The organism is Paenibacillus sp. P2(2022), assembly GCF_029522175.1.
GTDB classification, from domain to species: Bacteria; Bacillota; Bacilli; order Paenibacillales; family Paenibacillaceae; genus Paenibacillus; species Paenibacillus polymyxa.
In genome coordinates this window covers 1-656 of sequence record NZ_JAKWFI010000033.1, presented here as the reverse complement: position 1 = coordinate 656, position 656 = coordinate 1, and the positions used below count along the sequence as shown (strand labels likewise).

The window sequence follows — 656 nt, the reverse complement described above, 5'->3', positions numbered from 1 at the left end:
GGAGGGGTTCCACACGTACCCATCCCGAACACGACCGTTAAGCCCTCCAGCGCCGATGGTACTTGGACCGCAGGGTCCTGGGAGAGTAGGACGCCGCCAAGCGCAACCACTAAAGAATAATTTTTTTTGGTGGTTTATTATGGGCCCTTAGCTCAGCTGGTTAGAGCGCACCCCTGATAAGGGTGAGGTCGGTGGTTCGAGTCCACTAGGGCCCACCATAAATTTTATATTTTCTTTTGGGGCCATAGCTCAGCTGGGAGAGCGCCTGCCTTGCACGCAGGAGGTCAGCGGTTCGATCCCGCTTGGCTCCACCAATAGTTTTATCATTGCACCTTGAAAACTGGATACCGAAACGAAATTGCGTTTTAGAATATTCCTTTAAGCTGATCTTGTGTAAACAAGTGAAATAAAGGTAGCATATATCGATATTTTCTTTTTAAGAAAGAAAAGTCTAGGTTAAGCTACAAAGAGCACACGGAGGATGCCTAGGCGCCAGGAGCCGACGAAGGACGTGGCGAACAACGATAAGGCCTCGGGGAGCTGTAAGCAAGCTTTGATCCGGGGATGTCCGAATGGGGAAACCCGGCTGTCTTCATCGACAGTCACTACTCATTGAATTCATAGGTGAGTGAGAGGCAGACCAGGGGAACTGAAAC

At 50.0% G+C, this 656-nt stretch carries 2 tRNA genes and 2 rRNA genes; all 4 read left to right on the top strand.

The window, feature by feature from the left end:
- Positions 1-102 (top strand): 5S ribosomal RNA (gene rrf / locus MMB75_RS26025); the annotation flags it as partial.
- Positions 103-141: 39 nt separating this feature from the next.
- Positions 142-218: transfer RNA gene (locus MMB75_RS26020), tRNA-Ile, on the top strand.
- Between the two features lie 20 nt (positions 219-238).
- A tRNA-Ala gene (locus MMB75_RS26015) sits at positions 239-314 on the top strand.
- A gap of 140 nt (positions 315-454) precedes the next feature.
- Positions 455-656 (top strand): 23S ribosomal RNA (locus tag MMB75_RS26010); the annotation flags it as partial.